This is a genomic window from Mucilaginibacter auburnensis (assembly GCF_002797815.1).
Lineage (GTDB): Bacteria > Bacteroidota > Bacteroidia > Sphingobacteriales > Sphingobacteriaceae > Mucilaginibacter > Mucilaginibacter auburnensis.
This window is the reverse complement of sequence record NZ_PGFJ01000001.1, coordinates 1,215,662-1,234,588: the sequence shown is the minus strand read 5'-3', so window position 1 is coordinate 1,234,588 and position 18,927 is coordinate 1,215,662. Positions and strand designations below refer to the sequence as shown.

At 41.5% G+C, this 18,927-nt stretch carries 16 protein-coding genes; 10 read left to right on the top strand and 6 right to left on the bottom strand.

Going from position 1 to position 18,927, the window contains the following annotated elements; genetic code table 11:
* Positions 1-401 precede the first annotated feature (401 nt).
* Positions 402-2,915 (top strand): PIG-L family deacetylase, encoded by a 2,514-nt coding sequence (locus tag CLV57_RS05400; protein ID WP_100340301.1) that lies wholly within the window; start codon positions 402-404, stop codon positions 2,913-2,915.
* A gap of 333 nt (positions 2,916-3,248) precedes the next feature.
* On the opposite strand, the gene CLV57_RS05395 is transcribed toward CLV57_RS05400, so the two are convergent.
* Complete coding sequence (locus CLV57_RS05395; protein ID WP_100340300.1) at positions 3,249-4,433, bottom strand: class I SAM-dependent rRNA methyltransferase; 1,185 nt, start codon at positions 4,431-4,433, stop codon at positions 3,249-3,251.
* A gap of 138 nt (positions 4,434-4,571) precedes the next feature.
* Here CLV57_RS05395 and CLV57_RS05390 point away from each other — a divergent pair, with 138 nt between their 5' ends.
* From CLV57_RS05390 to miaA, 3 genes are all read left to right on the top strand, one after another.
* On the top strand, positions 4,572-5,990 hold the full coding sequence (locus CLV57_RS05390) for a CCA tRNA nucleotidyltransferase (RefSeq protein ID WP_100340299.1): 1,419 nt from the start codon (positions 4,572-4,574) through the stop codon (positions 5,988-5,990).
* 40 nt (positions 5,991-6,030) lie between these two features.
* On the top strand, positions 6,031-6,675 hold the full coding sequence (locus tag CLV57_RS05385) for an IS1096 element passenger TnpR family protein (protein ID WP_100340298.1): 645 nt from the start codon (positions 6,031-6,033) through the stop codon (positions 6,673-6,675).
* Between the two features lie 90 nt (positions 6,676-6,765).
* On the top strand, positions 6,766-7,677 hold the full coding sequence (miaA, locus tag CLV57_RS05380; RefSeq protein WP_100340297.1) for a tRNA (adenosine(37)-N6)-dimethylallyltransferase MiaA: 912 nt from the start codon (positions 6,766-6,768) through the stop codon (positions 7,675-7,677).
* A 75-nt stretch (positions 7,678-7,752) separates the two neighbouring features.
* On the opposite strand, the gene rfbA is transcribed toward miaA, so the two are convergent.
* The 3 genes from rfbA to CLV57_RS05365 are packed head-to-tail and all read right to left on the bottom strand — an operon-like array spanning position 7,753 to position 10,293.
* Positions 7,753-8,610 (bottom strand): glucose-1-phosphate thymidylyltransferase RfbA, encoded by an 858-nt coding sequence (gene rfbA, locus CLV57_RS05375; protein ID WP_100340296.1) that lies wholly within the window; start codon positions 8,608-8,610, stop codon positions 7,753-7,755.
* A 7-nt stretch (positions 8,611-8,617) separates the two neighbouring features.
* A complete protein-coding gene (rfbD, locus tag CLV57_RS05370; protein WP_100340295.1) occupies positions 8,618-9,466 on the bottom strand; it encodes a dTDP-4-dehydrorhamnose reductase in 849 nt (282 codons plus the stop codon).
* The gene (locus tag CLV57_RS05365) at positions 9,463-10,293 is read right to left on the bottom strand and encodes a 2OG-Fe(II) oxygenase (protein WP_211290027.1); all 831 of its coding nucleotides are present in this window, start codon (positions 10,291-10,293) and stop codon (positions 9,463-9,465) included. The genes rfbD and CLV57_RS05365 overlap by 4 nt, the downstream gene beginning before the upstream one ends.
* A 178-nt stretch (positions 10,294-10,471) precedes the next feature.
* Between CLV57_RS05365 and CLV57_RS05360 the strand changes: the two genes are divergently transcribed.
* From CLV57_RS05360 to CLV57_RS05335, 6 genes are read left to right on the top strand one after another with little or no spacing between them, the layout of a single operon-like run.
* Entirely contained in the window at positions 10,472-11,434 is a 963-nt protein-coding gene (locus CLV57_RS05360) for a class I SAM-dependent methyltransferase (protein WP_100340294.1), read from the top strand.
* A gap of 5 nt (positions 11,435-11,439) precedes the next feature.
* A complete protein-coding gene (locus CLV57_RS05355) occupies positions 11,440-12,699 on the top strand; it encodes an oligosaccharide flippase family protein (RefSeq protein ID WP_100340293.1) in 1,260 nt (419 codons plus the stop codon).
* On the top strand, positions 12,692-13,612 hold the full coding sequence (locus CLV57_RS05350) for a glycosyltransferase family 2 protein (RefSeq protein ID WP_100340292.1): 921 nt from the start codon (positions 12,692-12,694) through the stop codon (positions 13,610-13,612). Before CLV57_RS05355 ends, CLV57_RS05350 begins: the two co-directional genes overlap by 8 nt.
* A gap of 12 nt (positions 13,613-13,624) precedes the next feature.
* Positions 13,625-15,019 (top strand): O-antigen ligase family protein, encoded by a 1,395-nt coding sequence (locus CLV57_RS05345; protein WP_100340291.1) that lies wholly within the window; start codon positions 13,625-13,627, stop codon positions 15,017-15,019.
* Complete coding sequence (locus CLV57_RS05340) at positions 15,016-15,711, top strand: acyltransferase (protein WP_100340290.1); 696 nt, start codon at positions 15,016-15,018, stop codon at positions 15,709-15,711. The genes CLV57_RS05345 and CLV57_RS05340 overlap by 4 nt, the downstream gene beginning before the upstream one ends.
* Before the next feature lie 3 nt (positions 15,712-15,714).
* The gene (locus tag CLV57_RS05335) at positions 15,715-16,845 is read left to right on the top strand and encodes a glycosyltransferase family 4 protein (protein ID WP_100340289.1); all 1,131 of its coding nucleotides are present in this window, start codon (positions 15,715-15,717) and stop codon (positions 16,843-16,845) included.
* Here CLV57_RS05335 and CLV57_RS05330 read toward each other — a convergent pair.
* Positions 16,832-17,935, bottom strand: a complete 1,104-nt coding sequence (locus tag CLV57_RS05330; protein ID WP_100340288.1) for a glycosyltransferase — start codon at positions 17,933-17,935, stop codon at positions 16,832-16,834. The two genes, CLV57_RS05335 and CLV57_RS05330, sit on opposite strands and share 14 nt — an antisense overlap.
* Before the next feature lie 19 nt (positions 17,936-17,954).
* Positions 17,955-18,899, bottom strand: a complete 945-nt coding sequence (locus tag CLV57_RS05325; RefSeq protein ID WP_100340287.1) for an SDR family oxidoreductase — start codon at positions 18,897-18,899, stop codon at positions 17,955-17,957.
* Between the last annotated feature and the right edge of the window lie 28 nt (positions 18,900-18,927).

Below are 18,927 nucleotides of genomic sequence, written 5' to 3'. Positions count from 1 at the left end.
CACCACAAAATTAATCAAACGATTGATTAATGTAAAATGTTTTTTGTTTATTATTTTTAAGTACCTGATTTTCAGCAACAAAAAATTAATCGTTTGATTAGTTTTGATGTTTTGCAGCTTTGGAGCCCGAAAGTCGGTAAGTCCGCAAGTCCGCAAGTCCGAAAGTTTTTTTGCAGGCGAGCGTTAGACACCCAGCCATTCCTCTGTTTTCTGTCAAATACCATACATCTTCAGACCCAAAATCATCTTACGGACTTTCCCGACTTGCGGACTTACCGACTCCAATCACATCTTCCGGACTTTCCGACTTCTGCAGACTTCGGACTAAAGAATGTAACATCTTTCGGACTTACTGACCTCCGACTTTCGGACTAAAAAAACTTAATCATATATTTATTGCCATGAAGCACCTTAAATTACTTGCCGCAATTTTACTGGTAACCAGCGTTGTACAGGCTCAAACAGCGCCACCTTCTGATGCGATAACTATTCAACAAGAATTGAAAAAGTTAGATGTGTTGGGCAGCGTACTGTATGTAGCTGCGCATCCTGATGATGAGAATACGCGTTTGCTGGCTTACCTGGCTTTAGAGAAACATTACCGCACCGGCTATCTGGCTTTAACCCGGGGCGATGGCGGGCAGAATTTAATTGGGAATGAGCAAAGCGAACTGTTAGGTTTGATACGTACCCAGGAGCTTTTAGCGGCGCGCAGGGTAGACGGTGCTGAACAGTTTTTTAGTCGCGCTAACGATTTTGGTTTTTCAAAAGGACCCGAAGAAACGCTAAAAATATGGGATCATGAGAAAGTTTTAGGAGATGCGGTTTGGGTGATAAGAAATTTCAGACCGGATATTATAATCTGTAGGTTTACCACTACCGGGGAGGGCGGCCACGGACATCATACCTCATCGGCCATTATTGCACAGGAAGCTTTTGCGGCGGCGGCCGACCCTAAACGTTTCCCCGAACAGTTAAAATATACCCAGGTGTGGCAAGCTAAACGCTTGCTGGTTAACGGCGCTAATTTTGGCGGAGCCAATACCGAAGGGCCTTTTAAAATAAGCACCGGTGCATACAATGCGGTATTAGGTAAAGGTTATGGCGAAGTTTCAGCCGATAGTCGTTCCAACCATAAAACACAGGGATTTGGCAGCGCCAAACAACGTGGCGATGCTACCGAGACATTTAGGATAATTTTAGGTGATGCGCCAAAAACTGATCTGATGGATGGCGTTAACACCACATGGAGCCGTGTTAAGGGTGGCGAAGGTATCTCAGCCGAGATAGCTACTATCCGTAAGAATCTGGATATAGACCATCCCGAAAAATCTGTACCGGCTTTAGTTGCGTTGCTGACTAAAGTTGAAGCGATAAGCGACCCCTATTGGAAAGAGCAAAAAACAAAAGGATTGAAAGATCTGATAGCTGCTTGCGCGGGATTATGGTTTGAGGCTTATGCGCCGCAGGCCACTTATGCGGTAGGAGAAGAAATATCTGTAAGAACACAAGTCGTACTACGATCTGATATTGATGTTAAGATATTTACAATTGGTTACAATAGGGACTTATCTCCATTTACAATGTTTCCAACTGAACCAATAAAAAACGCTAACTCCGATTTTTCAGTAGAGGCACCCATTTTGGCAAATACACCTAAGGATTTCAACGATAAAATTAAAGCAGATGAAGTGACGCAGCCATATTGGCTTAAATACCCGCACGGGGTAGGTTTGTATGAGACAGGTTATTTGGACAAGAACGATAAAGATGGAGATGTGGGTCAAAAAACGTTACCTGAAAATATTCCTTACTCTGCATGGATAACTTTTAAAATATTGGGTAAGAATATACAGTTCGAAAGGCCTATTCAATATAAATATGTTGATCCAGCAAAAGGAGAAATTTATCAACCCCTCGTTATAGCTCCACCTGTTACCGCCAACATCGTCAATAAAGACTACGTATTCAACACCCAACAGACGCAAACTGTACAAATAAAAATGCAGGCATTTACCAAAGCTGCGGGCAGCATTAGCTTGAAACCTGTTGCGGGCTGGAAAATATCGCCGGAGAAAATAGATTTTGATCAGGCTAAGGGTGCAGAATGGTTAGCATCGTTTATCATTACACCTGCTGATAGTAAACAAAAAGTAAGTACGCTGCAGGCCGTGGTTAAAACAGGTGGCAAAGAATGGAACTTAGGCATACAACGGATATTGTATGATCATGTTCCTGCTATCACCCTGTTTCCGCCTGCAGAAACAAAACTTATCAATATTGACCTGAAAACGGCTGGTAAAAAGATTGGCTATGTTGCAGGTGCCGGCGATTTAGTGCCCGAAGCGTTGATGCAGGTGGGCTACGAGGTTCACCAATTAACCGAAGCCGACATTATGAATGCCGACCTTTCTGTTTATGATGCCATTGTTACGGGCGTGCGTGCTTACAATGTAAACCCACGTTTGGCGGTAATGCAACCACGATTGTTGGATTATGTAAATAAAGGTGGTAACCTGGTGGTGCAGTACAATAATAATAATGGTATAGTGGTCAATCCGGGTCCGTATCCATTCCGTCCGGTTAACCAACGTGTAACAGATGAGAACGCTGCGGTAACTTTCCTTGATCCAACCAACCCGGTATTAAATTACCCTAACAAAATAACGCAGGCCGATTTTGAAGGCTGGATACAGGAGCGCGGTTTATACTTTGTGAGTAATATTGATCCTAAATATAAAACCATCCTGCAAATGAATGATCCGGGTGAGCAGCCTAACCCCGGCTCATTAATAGTGGGCGATTATGGTAAAGGCCGTTTTATTTACACATCATTGGCTTTCTTCAGAGAACTGCCTGCCGGTGTGCCGGGTGCGTACAGATTGTTTGTTAATTTATTGAGTAAACCGAGGTAATTCTCCCAACTGTAATCCTGGTGAAACCGACGACAATTAAGTATAATTGTTTTAATGAATTGTTGGCTACATTAATGGCCGTTAAACATGAAATTGCCGTTGGCTTTTAGTCAACGGTCAGTTAAAATTTACCTTATTGGCTTTAGCCAAACCGCACTTGTATATTACCACGCTACTAATTGCTAACTATTTCATCCAAGCATGAAGTTTGATTAAATTGTCATAGAGGAGCTACTATATTATTGCATTCAATACACAGTTATTGCACTCAATACATATCTTATCTCCTGCTTCTTACATCTTATCTCCTGCTTCTTAAATCTTGCTTCTATCTCACCACACTCTGCACAACAATCCCTTCAAATACTCCCCTTCAGGAAATGAGGCCCGTACCGGATGGCACTCCGGCTGGCAAAACTGGTAAATAAACTGCACTTGCTTACCTGCATCTAAAGCAGCCCAGGCTAAAACCTGCTTAAATTGTTCCATGTCCATTGCTCCCGAGCAGGAGAATGTTGCCAGCAAGCCCCCGCTGTTAAGCAAGCTCATGCCAATGCGGTTAAGATCTTTATAGGCACGCGCTGCGCGGTCTAAAGCAGAGCGCGACGGCGCATATTTTGGTGGGTCAAGCACTATCACATCAAACTTGTCGCCAGCTTCTTTAAAAGCGCGCAATTGCTTATTTACATCTGATTGTATAGCGGTATGCTTCTCGGCGTCAAATTTATTTAAGCTGATGTTTTGTTTAAGCGTTTCAATGGCTAAGGCAGAGCTGTCAACACTGGTTACAGACGCAGCGCCGTTGTGTAAAGCATTCAGCGTAAAGCCACCGGTATAGCTAAAGCAATCTAACACTTTTTTGCCCTTGGTGTGCGCTGCCAAAATTCGGCGGTTATCGCGCTGATCGCAGTAAAAGCCCGACTTTTGGCCTTCGGCAATATTGATGCTATAGATAATACCGTTCTCTTTAACTTCTACAGATGAAGGCGGCTCATCGCCCCATAAAACGGTATTATCTGTTTCCAAACCCTCATGCTGGCGCGATGACGCATCGCTTTTATCAAAAATGCTCAGGGGGTTAAGCAATTGCCTTAACTCATCCATTATAACCGGCATCATCTTTTCAATGCCGGAGGTTAGGATCTGCACGGCCAAGTGGTCGGCATATTTGTCAACTATCAAACCCGGCAGGTAATCAGCTTCGCTGAAAATCAAGCGGCAGGTGTTGGTCTGTTCATTTAAAATATCAGCGCGGGCGTTAACGGCCGTAGCAACTTTGGCTCTGAACCAGGCTTCGTTAACTTCTGTTTCCTCGTTCCATTCTAACAAACGCAACGCTACGCGCGACTGATCATTATAAAAACCATAGGCCATAAACTCGCCTTTGTGGTTCAGCAAACGCACAATATCACCATTAGTCGGCTTGCCTTTAACACGCTCAATGGCGCCCGAAAATACCCAAGGGTGTCTTTGAAAAACTGCCTTCTCTTTGTCTCGCTTTAATACAACATCAGTCATAGCTGCAAAAGTATTAATATTTTGGTGGATAGCGCTGTTAGGCTGTTATAGTTGCAACTACATGCTTAGCGTGTATATTTAGAGGGGCCTCCCGATTATTTTCCTTAATTTCGCAGTCCCTTTGCACGGAAAGCGTACATGAAACAGCACCTCCAACATCCGGTTTTTAAAATACTGAGCGAAATTGCGGGCAAACAGCAATTGCAGGTATTTGCCATAGGTGGCTTTGTGCGCGATATTTTTCTAAACCGTCCATCAAAAGATATTGACATAGTAGTTATAGGCAACGGTATTGCTTTTGCCGAAGCTGTGGCTGCGCGTTTAAAGGTAAAACTTGCCGTTTATAAAAACTTCGGTACGGCATCCTTACGCTACAAGGACCTTGAGATTGAATTTGTTGGAGCACGTAAAGAAAGCTACCGCAGTAACTCGCGCAAACCTATTGTTGAAGATGGAACTTTAGAGGACGACCAGCAGCGCCGCGACTTTACTATTAACGCATTGGCTATTTCACTCCATCCCGATACTTATGGCGAATTGGTAGATCCGTTTAACGGTATTGCCGACCTGGAGAACAAACTCATTCGCACACCGCTTAACCCGGTGGAAACCTTTAGCGATGACCCATTGCGTATGATGCGTGCCATAAGGTTTGCTACACAGCTTAATTTTGATATTGACGAGGTGGCCATTACCGCCATCAAAAACAATGTAAACCGTATCAGCATCGTATCGCAGGAACGTACTACCGATGAGTTGAACAAGATCATTCTATCGCCTGTTCCATCTATCGGTTTTAAGCATTTATTTAACACAGGTTTACTCCATAAAATATTTCCGCAGATGGTGGCGCTATATGGAGTAGAGTACGTTAACGGCAAAGGACATAAAGACAACTTTTACCATACACTTGAGGTATTAGATAATATTTGCCAAACTACTAACGACCTTTGGTTACGTTGGGCAGCTATACTGCATGACATTGCAAAACCTGCTACTAAGCGCTTTGAACCGGGCCATGGTTTTACTTTCCATGGGCATGAGGATAAAGGCGCGCGCATGGTGCCTAAAATTTTCGCGCAGTTGAAACTGCCACTCAACGAAAAAATGAAACAGGTGCAAAAGCTGGTACAGCTACATTTGCGGCCCATAGTTTTGTCGCAATCAATTGTTACTGATTCGGCGGTGAGGCGTTTACTTTTTGAGGCAGGCGATGATATTGAAGGCCTGATGCTGTTGTGTAAAGCAGACGTTACCACTAAAAACGACTACAAAAAGAAAAAATACCGCGACAATTTTGAGCTGGTTCAACAAAAATTAAAAGATGTTGAAGAGCGCGATAAAATACGTAACTGGCAGCCGCCTGTTACAGGTAATGATATTATGCAACTATTTGGGCTAAAAGAGGGCCGGGAAGTAGGCATAATTAAAAATCAGATACGTGAAGCTATACTGGAAGGCGAAATTCCAAACTCGCGTGATGAGGCAATTGCCTTCACAATTAAAAAAGGCGAAGAAATTGGCTTAAAAGTTGTGGCAGGGTCAAACACAAACTAAAAACACTATTTTTGCACACCAAAAACTACTATCTTATACAATGGCACTATACAGGTTCAGCGTAACTTTTGAGGATTATGACGATGTATCGCGGGTTATCGATGTTAAATCGAACCAAACATTTGCAGATCTTCATCATGCTATACACAAGTCAACCAAGTACAACCCGGAGTTTTCTTCGTCTTTCTACATCAGCAATGATCAATGGATAAAAGGTGAGGAAATTACCTATTTGCCTAACCAACGCAAAATTGACCGCGGTGTAGCCCTTATGGACAAAGTAAAGCTGAGCAGCCGTATTGATGATCCGCACCAAAAATTTTATTATACATTCAACTTTGACCGTCCTTTTGATTTTCACATTGAACTGATGAAGATTATTTTAGAAGAGGATCCGAAGGTTACCTATCCTGCTGTTATTAAATCAGTTGGCGAAGCGCCTCGCCAGTTTGTAACCGGTCCGGATGCTGCTATGGCAGCTGCTGCTGCAACTGATGCAGACGACTTTGACTTTTTCAATGAAGTAGGCATGAATCCTGAAGATGCAGACGACTTTACCGAAGTTGATGAAACAGGCGAAGAAGTACCTGCAAGCGACGAGGAGGAAGAGGATGAATTCGGCAGTGAATTTGCTGATGACGACAACTACGAGGAAGAGCGCGGCGGCAAGGATGATGATTATTAATTTTTAGTTGATAGACCATAGTCAATGGACCATAGCGACCTGCCAAATGGCCCATTGACTATTGATAAATAAAACTATGGACTATTGACCATGGACCATGGACCAACGAAAACCCTCCTTGTAATAGCCGGACCTACGGCATCGGGTAAAACCGCTGCAGCAATTAGGTTGGCTCAACATTTTAATACGGCTATTCTTTCTGCCGATTCCAGACAGTTTTATCGTGAAATGTCGATAGGCACGGCCAAGCCTGATGCCAAAGAATTGGAGGCTGCCCAACATTACTTTATTGATTCGCATAGTATTAATGAGCTGTTTTCTGTAGGCGATTTTGAAAAACAGGGGTTAGCACTGTTAGAAGAATTGTTTAAAGTGCATGATGTGGTGATTTTAGCTGGCGGTTCCGGCTTGTATATTAAAGCTTTGTGCGAAGGTTTTGACAGCATACCACAAGCTAATGAAGGCATACGGGAACAACTCAACCAGGAACTGACCGAAAAAGGTTTACCGCCATTGCAGGAAGAACTTAAAACTGTTGATCCAGCTTATTATGCAGAGGTTGATATCAATAATCCGCAAAGGGTGATACGTGCTTTAGAGGTGTACAGAACAACCGGACAGCCATTCTCATCTTACCGCAAAGCAGCGAGCAATCCACGACCGTTCAAATGCGTAAAAATAGCACTTGATCTGCCTCGTGAAGTTTTATATGATCGCATTAACAAACGCGTTGATGTAATGGTGGAGCAAGGTTTAGTGGACGAGGTGCGATCCCTTATACCCTACCGGCATTTAAATGCACTTAATACCGTCGGATACAGCGAGTTGTTTGATCATTTTGAGGGCAAAACAGATTTGAAAACGGCACTTGAGCTGATCAAACAAAATACCCGCCGCTTTGCCAAGCGCCAGCTAACCTGGTTCAGAAAAGATAAGGAGATACATTGGCTTACCCCGGATGAGGTAACAGGGCAATCCGTTGAAGCTTTAATGAAAGAATAGTATATAAAAAAGGAACACTATACAGACAGCACTCCTTTTAACTAATCTCTGATCACAAGTCAACCAATCTCTAAATCAAACCAACCTTTGCAAATATTGCCCGTAGCCGCTTTTAATGTACTTTTTGGCAATATCATTTAGTTGCTCTTTGGTGATGAAACCCATTCTGTAAGCCACTTCCTCAATACAACCTATTTTAGTATCCTGACGTTTTTCTATAACACGTACAAATTCGCTTGCATCACTTAAAGAGTCAAAGGTACCGGTATCCAGCCAAGCCGTACCACGGTCCATCACACCAACATGCAACTCTCCTTTTTCAAGGTAATGCTTGTTAACATCAGTGATTTCATACTCACCCCGCGGTGACGGCTGCAAATTTTTTGCTATCTCAATTACCTTGTTATCATAAAAATATAAGCCAGGCACCGCGTAGTTTGATTTAGGCCGAACAGGTTTCTCTTCAATTGATAACGCTTTAAAATCTTTATCAAAATCAACCACGCCATAGCGCTCAGGGTCAGCCACCGGGTAAGCAAAAATTGCCGCACCATCAACGTCATTAAAGCTCTGGATTAATGTGCTGAAACCGCTGCCGTAAAATATATTATCGCCCAAAATAAGGGCCGCTTTATCATCGCCAATAAATTTCTCGCCAATAACAAAAGCCTGTGCTAAGCCATTCGGAACAGCCTGTACAGCGTATTCAAAGTTGCAGCCTAACTCTTTACCATCACCTAAAAGACGTTTGAAGCTTTCGTTATCTTCAGGAGTAGTAATGATCAATATCTCGCGGATGCCTGCAAGCATTAATACAGATAGCGGATAGTAGATCATTGGCTTATCATAAATAGGCATTAACTGCTTGCTGATAGCCCTTGTTATTGGATAGAGCCTGGTGCCCGACCCGCCTGCTAAAATTATTCCCTTCATGTAAAATTTATTGCTGTAGTTTGGTGATGCACTTAATTAAACTATCCCTCCAATACGGAATCTCTATTGAAAATGTTTCTTTAACCTTGCTTTTATCCATTACTGAATATAATGGTCGGGTTGCCTTGGTGGGATACTGATCAGTTCGGATAGGAATAGCCTTAACCTGTGTTTCCGAAATATCAAAAACAGCCCGGGCAAAATCAAACCACGATGTTACCCCTTCATTACTGTAGTGATAAACACCATAAGCCTGGCTATCGCGATTTATGATCTCTAAAATAAAAGCAGCCAGGTCAATAGCATACGTTGGTGTACCTACTTGATCTGCTATGATGCGTACCTCATCCCGTTCTGCACCCAACCTGAGCATGGTTTTAACAAAGTTGTTGCCATGCTCTGAGTACAACCATCCGGTGCGAATAACAAAATGCTTTTCAATGGCGGCGGCGGCTTTCTCTCCGTCCAGTTTGGTTTGGCCGTAAACGCTTATTGGTTCAGCTTTATCAGCTTCGGTAAGCGGCCGGGCAACATCGCCTTTGAAAACAAAGTCTGTAGAGACATGAATAAGAACAGCCCCGTGTTGCCCGCATTGTTCAGCTAAGTTTTTTACGCCGATAACGTTTACACGCTCCGCCAATTCTACCTCATCCTCGGCTTTATCAACAGCAGTGTACGCCGCGCAGTTAATAACATATGAAGGTTGTTGCTCAGCAAAAACCTTGGTAAGCACCTCTACATCTAAAATATTAGCTTCAGCTTCGTGCGGGAAATAGATAAGGTTATTATCGCCATTCAGCATTTTAATGCAGGTACCCAACTGTCCGTTGGCTCCAAAAACTACTACCTTGCTCATTTTTTACCCATTAGTTTTTTTGCTGCCTTAAATATAACAGGCGGAACAACTTCTCGTACAACATCCTTCAAAGTTATTGGCTCGCGCTCAACATCTCCCTCCTTACCTGCGCGGGCTACAAACAATGTTGAATGCGGTTTATCGCTAACCTCGCTTTTTGGTCTTCCGTTAGAGTAATAATATAAAGCTATTGATTTTCTACTCCTATCCGGCGGACAAGTAAGCGGATCTGGGTGACCATGGTAAGAAAAATCTGTAGTTGAAAATATGGCTATCCTGTTAAATATAGGCAACACTTTTTTGTATGAGCGGGTCATGTCTTTATCCCAAAGTTCAAAGTGCCCGCCGTAGCTGTCATCCCAATCTTTGTTTAGGTAAACCAGCAGGTTGATTCTGCGATCCAACCATGTCATGTGGTGTTTATTAAAATCGGCATGTACTTTTAATAAACCGCCCGGTTTAATTTCATGATAGCCCCCTCCTATAAGATAAGGATCTGGCAGCAGCGTTTCCTTTATGCCAGTTAGCTCCTGTAAAAACTCAAGTACCGGCTGCGAATTTAAAAAATGCACAAAGCCCTTGGTTACATCGCTGAAGTGCTTCTCCCCTTTGGCTTCTAACTTATTCTTTTCGTTGTGAGCATTGTAATTTATAACGCCGTCCTTTTTTGAAAGATCCGGAAAATCAGCCAGTACCTGATTGAGTATTTCTTCATTAAAAAAGTTGTCAATAACAATATTCGGAAAAGGTTCAGCGCTTAAATATTCTTCTTTTTTATCAATACCTAATTGCTTAAGATCGGTTATTGCGGGGTTAAGATAGTTCATGTTATAACAAAAGTTAATATGGCAGGTGTAATTGCGAAGATAACCAATTTATCAAAAAGATGTTTGAACCAATTGCCACATCCATTGTTATGCGTTCGGGTTAAGCGGCCGAACGCTTATTCACAAATAAACAATTACATTTGCAGGAACCCTCCTTTTTAAAAGGTAACTATCAAACATGATAAAACAGTCTGTTAAATTTATTCTGAAAATTATTCTGGCTATTGGTTTTCCTATCACATTTTTGGCGGCATTGTGGCTAAAACTGTTACGGGTAATTGGCATGAATACACTTGATGAGAAAATATTTATGAAAGTGGGCATGTTGCCTATAGTTGACCACTATTACCAGCCGCTTATAAATCCTGCAAAACATTTGACCCAATCTTTAAGAAAAGACCGCAACTTACCCGGCATTGACTTTAACGTTAACGAGCAGCTTGAGCTATTAAACAGTTTCAACTTTGTTGATGAGTTAAAAGGTTTTCCTATTAATAAAGCCGACGAATTAACTTATTACTATAACAATGGCTTTTATGAATCTGGCGATGCAGAGTATTTGTATAACATGATACGCCATTTTAAGCCGCGCAAACTGGTTGAAATTGGCAGTGGCTACTCCACCCTTATGGCTCAAAATGCGTTCAGGAAAAATCAGCAAGAAGACACTTCGTTGAGCTACACGCATATTTGCATTGAGCCATATGAACAACCCTGGCTTGAAAAAACAGGAGTTGAAGTGATCAGGAAACGCGTAGAAACAATTGAGCAAAAGTTTTTTGAAGAACTTGCCGCAGGCGACATTTTGTTTATTGACTCTACCCACATGATCAGGCCCCAGGGAGATGTGCTGTTTGAATACCTGGAGGTATTACCTATACTTAAACCCGGCGTTGTAGTACACATACACGATATATTTTTGCCTAAAGACTATCCCGACCAATGGATATTGAAAGAGCACAGGCTATGGAATGAGCAGTATTTGCTGGAGGCATTTCTAACATTTAATAATAACTACAAAATATTGGGTGCGGTAAACTTCTTGTCGCACAATTACAATAGTGAGTTTTCTGTAAAACATCCAATATACAGCCAACAACCGGGCAGAGAGCCGGGAGCATTCTGGATGGTTAGAACTTAACAGATATGAAGCGGCTTAGCGCTATTTACAAAAATGTAAAGCAAAATAATGTTGCAACCAACTTTCTCAATCTGGGCAGTATTCAGGTGAGTAACATGCTGTTGGCTATTTTGGCAATGTTTGTTGTTACGCGCACGGTTGGGCTGGTGGCATTTGGTTTAGTTACCTCAAGTTACCGGTTTGCTTTATTAGCAGGCTCGGGTATAAATTTTGGAACCGGGCAATCAGGCGTGCGCGATGCCACTTTATCTCGAGACGATCCGCAAAAATTGAGTGCAGTGGTTGCTGCCACGCTTTCTATACGCTTATTGGCTTTTTTAATTTTTCTGGGTTGCCTCTTAGTGCTTCGGTTTACAGGTTTGTTTTATAGTCGTTTTGTATTTTTCTCAATTCCTGTTGTATTGGCCGAGGTGGTTAACCCGCTGTGCTTTTACATCGGCGTGGAAAAACTGAAAACGTTTAACGTGTATAATCTGGTGGCAAATGCTGCAACCCTTATTGCCATAATCTTAGTTGTTCACGGCGCGGAAGATGCCTTGTTTGTTAATTTTATTTTAGGCACTGCAAATGTGGTGGTATACATTACCTTGCTGGTACGTTTTGCCTCGCATTTTAAACTAACATTGAAGCTACCCGCTTTAAACGAATTAAAACAACTGGCAAAAGACAATTTCTACCTTACCATCAACAATGCTTCAGCTAACCTGCAGCAAAGCGTAATTATATTTGCACTATCCGAATGGAGTACGCCGGTTGTATTGGGAGCCTATTCTATATGCGATCGCTTTGTTGGGCAGATACGTAATCTACTTAATATTGTAGCTAATTCAATATATCCCAAAGCTGTAATACTATATAAAGCGCATGCAGAGCAATGGGTGATTTACAGAAGAAAAGTAAAACGCATTTTTATAGCGATTTTTTTTGCAGGAGGGATAATTACTTTTATTGGTGCAGATTTTATTATCTACGTCCTGTCAAAACAGCATGATGCAACGGCTGTACTCTTTTTAAGAACGATGGCTTTTGTGCCTGTTATTTCAGTATTAAATACCATTAACACATTAGATCAGTTGATAAAAAAGCACAATGTATTCATCTTCCGTATAGCAGCATTGTTATTGTTAGTGTCAACAATAACAGCCATAATTTTAGCTAACTCAACCAATTTTGCAATCATAGGCACTTTTACAGTAATAGTTGAGCTATCGGCTTGTGTAATGTATGAGTATATTATAACTAAACCTGCAATTGCGCATGAGTAAACCTGTTGCTGTTATATTACTTAACTGGAATACGCCCGATTACACAGCGGCTTGCATTACCTCCATTAAAAAATACTGTAAGGAGGAGCTGTTTGATATTATACTGGCTGATAATGGATCTACCGACAATTCGCTTAGCATCCTTCACCAGCAATTTGATGATGTAATTTTTATAGACAACAAAGAAAATCTGGGTTTTGCCGGGGGGAATAATCGCGCGCTTGAATACAGCATTGAAAATCGCTATACATATTCGCTGCTCATTAATACCGACACGCTGGTTGATGAAGACATTGTAGCTAAATTATACGCGCACTTAAACCAATACCCTAACGCGGCTGCTGTACAACCTGCCGTACGTTGGATGCATGAACCGGAAAAACTCTGGAACGGGGAAGGGAAATTTAACCCTGTTTTAGGAAAGATATGGTCAGACAACAAGCTTACTGCCACCCATCCTATTTATAAAAATGCTAAATGGGCAACTGGGTGTTGCATGCTTTTGCGCAATAGTGCCTTGGTCAGGTGCGGCCTCCTCAATGAGCTTTTCTTTTTATATTATGAGGATGTTGAACTTACCTACCGCTTACGCGACAATGGACACGAGGTTCATTATCTTCCATCATGCAAAATGTATCATGAAGCAGGGGCATCAGCCAAAGCGCGGGCACCTAAAAAAGAAGGTTTTTTAAATCCATCCATACATTATTATGTTAGCCGAAACCACATTTGGTTTTTACGCAAATACGGCAATCCGCTGTTTTATCCGATAAACCTGTTGTTTTATGGCTTTTATTACGCAGCCGTGTGGTTATATTTTAAGGTACGCAGGCGTAAACAAAAGGCTGATTTTTTAATTAAAGGTCTGCGAGACGGACTTTTCACCCCAAAAAGCATAATTTGGCCTAAATAGTGACACAGTAATATGTTATTAATATTCCCCTTAATTTATTTGTTGGCCTTTATCGCTTCGCTACGCGAAGTTTACCGGGGCCATCATGCCGGAATATTAATCTTTATCATCTTCGGCGTATCCATGTACTTAACAGCTATGCCTGTTATGTTCACTAACGGGCTACCATTTTTAATACCCCCTTTTCAGTTTTTTAAAGAAATATTGGTACTGCTGGTATTAGTGCTTAATATATTTGCTTTAAAAAATCGGCCACGGTTCCACTTAATAGATTATTTGCTGTTTTTTTATCTGGCTTGCAATATCATGTACGCTGTTTTGCCAATTGGAGAGCAAGGATTTACGGACCGATTGATCGCCTTAAAAAGCACATCTTTTTATATAGTGGTTTATTTTGCAGGCCGGTTACTTGATCCTCAAAAAGTTTACATAAGCAAATACCTAAGCTATATTATAGTACTCACCATAGCTGCCGGTGTTGTACTGGCCAAAGAAGTAGCTACCAATCAGCACCTGCAATCTACAACAGGTTACGCCGAGTACAGCTACTACTTTTTTAACATTAAACCCAGCGGATCTTATGATCTGAGTACAACATTTGAGTCGGAAGGTGGATATAAAAGATTTGCGAGTTTTTTTGCTAACCCTCTTGAACATGCAGCTGCTACATTGCTGGCCATCTCGGCCATATTAGCAATGTATACTACAGATAGGAACAATTTCCAATTTAAAAAGGTAAGTGTTGCCGCATTGGCAGCCAGTGCTTTGTCTATCATATTTGCTCTATCGCGCGCGCCATTGGCGGCGTACTTTTTGGTTATTTATGTGTATGCACTGGTTACCCGGCATAAATTAATTGTACGTGCTTTTCATGCGGCAGCAATATGCGGAATGTTGTACGTTGCATATTTATTCAGTGATTTTAATGATAAACGCGACGGCCTGATTGAGGTGCTGATGAACACCATTGACTTCAGTAACCCATCCAGTGTGGGCCATATTATAGAGTGGGTAACTGCTGTAAATTCAATTATTGACCGTCCGTTGGGTTTAGGGTTGGGCTCCTCAGGTCGTGTTGGTGCAACATTAGGCGAGAATGTCGGGGGCGAAAATCAGTTTCTTATTATAGGTGTACAAACGGGTGTAATAGCCATGTTTGTTTATATGTATGTTTATTTCTTGTTTATTAGATATGGATTAAAAGGCCTCAAATATCTTAAAGGGAAAGAACACCAGCTGTGTTTATTGATCTTGCTGATGAAAGTTGGGTTGTTAATTCCTTCGCTTACCTCCGAAGTGGAATCATCTTCTTATATTTCATACATGGAATGGTTTCTCTCGGGCCTGTTTGTGAGTGTTTTGATGCGCCCAAGAGATACGCACGAAATTGAATTGGTTGAAGCATGATTGAAAAACTGATTAGAAAGTTAAAAAATGATCCCAATTATAAATGGGAAAATACATACAGTAGCCGCGACCTGTTTACCGTATCATGGGTACGTGGTTGTCAGGCTATGCGTGGCTTGTTCATCAAACCTTTCTTAAAAAGTTCATCTGGATTGGTATTTATGGGTATAGGCGTTAAAGTGCGACATGCTTACCAACTTTCGGCAGGCAAAAACCTAATCTTAGACGACAATGTTAGCATTAATGCCTTATCAGCAAAGGGAATAAAATTAGGCGATCATGTATCCATAGCCCGTGATTCGATACTGTTTTGTACCGGAGTAATTGCACAACAGGGCTCAGGTATAACCATAGGTAATCGCACAGGTATAGGTGCGCGTGCTTTTATTGGTGGCCAGGGCGGTGTAATCATTGGCGATGATGTAATTACCGGTCCCAACATCCAGATATTTTCTGAGAACCATAACTTTCAAGACGCTTCAATCTCAATTAAGGACCAGGGCGTTACCAGGGAAGCCACGGTTATTGGCAACAACTGTTGGTTAGGCGGAGGTATAACCATTTTAGCGGGGGTAAATATTGGCGATGGATGTGTTATAGCAGCAGGAAGCGTGGTAACAAAATCAGTTCCTCCAAATTCTGTTGTGGCAGGGGTACCTGCAAAGGTTATTAAAACGCGCGGGGGTGTTTAGCATATGGCGAAACCACTTACAATTGGGGTTGATGTACGCGATATAAAAGTAGCTAAAACCGGTACGCGCACCTATTTGATTGAAATTTGCCGCGAGTTCAAAAAACTGGAAAGTGAAACGGTTAAATTTAAATTTTTAGATACATCGCTCCCTATTTACGGGGGAGGAAATAAACTACTTAAATGGGTAGGCCATTTTCAATATCAATTTTGGAAACAAATCTCCCTGCCACTTAAAGCTTGGACCAACAAATGCGACGTAGTTTTTTGCACCGATAATTTTGTTCCGATAATACATCTGGGCTATACAACTGTACCTGTATTTCATGATGCTTTCTTTTTTGAGAACCCGGAAAATTACGGTCGGTTATGGCTATGGCTGTATATGAAAACCGCCCTACCCGCGGCCAAACGCTCGCCGGTTATTGTTACGCCCACAGCTTATTCAAAACAACGCATACATCACTTTACCGGTATAGCAGCAAATAAATTAGTTGTTGTTACTGAAGGTGCACCTGTGAGTATTGGCAACCAAAACAATGACCTTAAGCTATTGAACTTACCTGTAGAAAGCAGGCAATACATTTTACACGCCGGTTCTTTTTTTAAACGGAAAAATCTTCCGGCACTTATTGCGGCTTTTGCAAAGTTAAAAGCTGATGGATTTGGAGATCTGAAGCTAGTATTGGCTGGTCCTACACCGGTTAATAAAGCTGAAAACGATTATCATGAAGTTATCAATGCAATTAATGACTACCAGCTTGGTGACGCAGTAATTTTAACAGGGTATTTACCAGACGAGCATTTACAGATACTGTATAAACATGCGCTACTCTACGCATTCCCTTCCATAAATGAAGGTTTTGGTTTACCGGTGTTAGAAGCTTTCCGTAACGGGGTTCCGGTTGTAGTCGCCAATAATACCTGCTTGCCAGAAGTTGGCGGAGATGCTGTTTTAACTTTTGATCCTTTTAACATTGAAGCGATAGCCGCGGCAATGAAAGAGGTTTTGCTTGATGATATTCTGAAAAAGGAAATGATTACTAAAGGGCATCAACAATTGAAGAAGTTCACTTGGGCAGGCGCAGCGGAGCAGTTAGTAGAAATATTTAAAAACGCAGCTAATTGTTCTTAAAAACCTCAATGTGCTCGTCGGCAACCTTCTCCCAATTAAATTGGGTAAGGGCACGGGTCTGTGCCTTTTCAGCAAGCCTGAGCATATCCGGATAATTTTGCTCACAATAGTTTATTTCTTCGGCGAGTGATTCTATATTACCTTTTTTAAACATTTTGGCAGTATCTCTCACAGCATATTGGTTTTCTTCAATATCACTTACAATCAGCGGAACATTCAGCCCCATAACGGTAAGAACTACCGGAGACAAGCCTTCAACATCCGACGGCTGGATATAGCAATAAGCGTTTACCATTAAAGCGTTTACCTCGTCGCCATAAACAAAGCCGGGGAAGATGACCCTGTCATCGGCCATTCCCAGTATCTTGGTTTCATAGTCTGAAGGATTGGGTGAGCCGCCAATTAAGATGAGCTTTTTATTTGAAACGGATTTTTTAAAAGCGGGTATGAGGTAATGCAATCCCTTATCCGGAATGAAACGACCTACAAACAAATAATATTCGCCCTTTAATAAACCGTATTTCTGCAATACAGCCTCACTGTTTTGCGGATAAGCAACTTCGCTTCCAAACGGAATAAAGGTGTACTGCTTTTTAAATTTCTCTTCAAAAAGGCGTTTCGCTATTACATTATCAAAAATTACCTGGTTAGGAAAGTGAGCTGTAATAAATGATGAAAATTTGAGATAGAGCTTGGCATACCACACCCATTTGTCGCGCTTCCAGTCTACGCCATCCTGGCTTATAAAAACCTTCTTACCAAAAAGTCTTAACGGGAGCGCCCATATACTATTGCCACCATTTTGTATATGAACAATATCGGCAGTGTTATTAATTATAATATCAAAAGCGCATTTGCAGGAATGAAGCAGCGTATCAAAACCTGCCTTTTTTATAGTTTTAAAGGTTCTTATAGTAACACCTTTATACTCTTTAACATCCACAAAACTATCGTGATACCTGCGGTTATATGCAACAACTTTGTGGCCACGCGCAACAAGCCTCGGGAATAATTCAAGTGCGAATTTATCAGCCCCTGCCGCACCTTTTTCGGGCGGCAACGAGCGAAAGCCAAAAGCTGCTATTCTCATTAATGAAAGTTGCTAATATCTAAGCAGTAATAGTACTATCTTTTACCCTATAAATATTATTTTCCTTCAAATAATCTAAATAATAATCGTTGATATACTCTTTAAGCGCAATTCGCCAATCGCGCATAATATTGATATTACGCAGCTCCAGTTTTTTATTAACCAGCCTTTCCGAAGTTGGCCGCGGCGCAAAATAAGTATCTTCAAAATAGCTCGACGGAACATCATGTAACGTTACTTCGTCTTGCAAGCCAAGTATATTGATCAATTCATTGGCAACTTCAAATCTGCTTGTTTCGCCACCGCAAACCATATTGTACAAGCCCCAGTATTCGCGCTCAAGCAATAATTTAACGTTTCTGGCAAAATCAACCGTGAAAGTTGGCGTACCATCTTTATCATTAACAACATGCAGGTTACGGTTGCCGTTCACCAGTTGTTTGATAATCTTATTAATAAATTTTTTGTCTTTTTCGGGCCCTCCTCCCATCATCCAACCTGCCCGGCAAATAATATATCTTTTGGCGTTTTCACGCACATAGCGTTCGCCCATATATTTTGAACGGGCATAATGACCAAGCGGATTAGGCTCGTCCCAATCATCATAAAAATCCTTAGCGCCATCAAATATTCCTGCGGTGCTTATATATAGCAGTGGTATATTTAGGTCGTTAGCTATAAAAACAGCGTTTTCAACCGAAGTAGTATTGGTAAGATAGGCATCATGCTGGTTGCGCTCACAGTACTCCAGATCGGTGTGAGCACCTAAATGAAACAAATAGTCAGGAGAGAATGCTTTAACTTCTTTACGATAAGCCTCGAAATTACGAAAGTCCAGAAATTCAAGCCACTGCTCATTTACATCTTTATCTGTGCATTTAACTGTGTATTCATCTTTAAAAATGCGGTAAAACGCTTCTCCAAGCATTCCACCTGCACCGGCTATGTAAATCTTTTTTTTCATAATAAACGTTTAACCATATTTGGCTACA

Excerpts from the sequence above, each read along its gene's own strand:
- CLV57_RS05400 (WP_100340301.1), top strand. The coding sequence starts at position 402 with ATGAAGCACCTTAAATTACTTGCCGCAATTTTACTGGTAACCAGCGTT.
- CLV57_RS05395 (WP_100340300.1), bottom strand. The coding sequence starts at position 4,433 with ATGACTGATGTTGTATTAAAGCGAGACAAAGAGAAGGCAGTTTTTCAA.
- CLV57_RS05390 (WP_100340299.1), top strand. The coding sequence starts at position 4,572 with ATGAAACAGCACCTCCAACATCCGGTTTTTAAAATACTGAGCGAAATT.
- CLV57_RS05385 (WP_100340298.1), top strand. The coding sequence starts at position 6,031 with ATGGCACTATACAGGTTCAGCGTAACTTTTGAGGATTATGACGATGTA.
- miaA (WP_100340297.1), top strand. The coding sequence starts at position 6,766 with ATGGACCATGGACCAACGAAAACCCTCCTTGTAATAGCCGGACCTACG.
- rfbA (WP_100340296.1), bottom strand. The coding sequence starts at position 8,610 with ATGAAGGGAATAATTTTAGCAGGCGGGTCGGGCACCAGGCTCTATCCA.
- rfbD (WP_100340295.1), bottom strand. The coding sequence starts at position 9,466 with ATGAGCAAGGTAGTAGTTTTTGGAGCCAACGGACAGTTGGGTACCTGC.
- CLV57_RS05365 (WP_211290027.1), bottom strand. The coding sequence starts at position 10,293 with ATGAACTATCTTAACCCCGCAATAACCGATCTTAAGCAATTAGGTATT.
- CLV57_RS05360 (WP_100340294.1), top strand. The coding sequence starts at position 10,472 with ATGATAAAACAGTCTGTTAAATTTATTCTGAAAATTATTCTGGCTATT.
- CLV57_RS05355 (WP_100340293.1), top strand. The coding sequence starts at position 11,440 with ATGAAGCGGCTTAGCGCTATTTACAAAAATGTAAAGCAAAATAATGTT.
- CLV57_RS05350 (WP_100340292.1), top strand. The coding sequence starts at position 12,692 with ATGAGTAAACCTGTTGCTGTTATATTACTTAACTGGAATACGCCCGAT.
- CLV57_RS05345 (WP_100340291.1), top strand. The coding sequence starts at position 13,625 with ATGTTATTAATATTCCCCTTAATTTATTTGTTGGCCTTTATCGCTTCG.
- CLV57_RS05340 (WP_100340290.1), top strand. The coding sequence starts at position 15,016 with ATGATTGAAAAACTGATTAGAAAGTTAAAAAATGATCCCAATTATAAA.
- CLV57_RS05335 (WP_100340289.1), top strand. The coding sequence starts at position 15,715 with ATGGCGAAACCACTTACAATTGGGGTTGATGTACGCGATATAAAAGTA.
- CLV57_RS05330 (WP_100340288.1), bottom strand. The coding sequence starts at position 17,935 with ATGAGAATAGCAGCTTTTGGCTTTCGCTCGTTGCCGCCCGAAAAAGGT.
- CLV57_RS05325 (WP_100340287.1), bottom strand. The coding sequence starts at position 18,899 with ATGAAAAAAAAGATTTACATAGCCGGTGCAGGTGGAATGCTTGGAGAA.